Origin of the sequence: Paenibacillus plantiphilus, assembly GCF_927798095.1 — a bacterium.
Taxonomy (GTDB): Bacteria; Bacillota; Bacilli; order Paenibacillales; family Paenibacillaceae; genus Paenibacillus_Z; species Paenibacillus_Z plantiphilus.
In genome coordinates, this window is the sequence record NZ_CAKMMF010000082.1 from 1 (window position 1) to 675 (window position 675).

General features: G+C 51.6%; 1 pseudogene. It reads left to right on the forward strand.

Annotated elements, in window-relative coordinates:
• Positions 1-56 precede the first annotated feature (56 nt).
• Positions 57-675: pseudogene (locus tag L6H65_RS26435) on the forward strand (HNH endonuclease); the annotation flags it as partial.

Here is a 675-nt window from a genome sequence, read left to right on the forward strand (position 1 = left end):
TTAACACGGTGGTTGCCTGTGATATATGGGATGCCAAACCAAGGTTATATTTTGGAATGCCGAAAGGGAAGCGCTTCACATTGCCGGAGGAAACGCCTTATATGGCAGGCAAGGATCTGCTAGCATTCCAGCGGGCTGGCGGCTATGAAGCAGGACTCCACGATACGGATTTCTTCTATTATGAGATCGAAAGCACCTTGCGCGCAGCCCTTGGGGATACGGTTCAATTCCGGGGTAAATCGATGGTTGTTAGCGAAATTAAGGGGAGCATGGATCGTGGTCTGTTCATGTACACCTATCGCTTGTCGCGCTCGGAAGGGATTTATCGACAACGGACAGAAAATGCGAAGCTGACAGGCATCTCATTGGAAGGTGAAGTGCTGGCGGTTCAGGGAGAGCAGATCAAGCTGCATCTGAATGTAGATAAGGAGCAGTCCAAAGGGGAGGCCCACTGGTATCCATTTGCTCCGGCAACGGGCAATGCGATGTATTGCATGCCGAAGGTGGGTACGCATGCCAGCTTGTATGTTCCTGATGCAACAGGAGCTGGGGCACTTGTAGTTGGCTGTGTTCGAAACAATGGCGGCAGCTGTGAGAAGACAAGCAATCCTAGCAATCGATATTTTGGCACGGAGCATGGAAGTGAGGTCGAACTGCTGCCGACGGCGATCAATG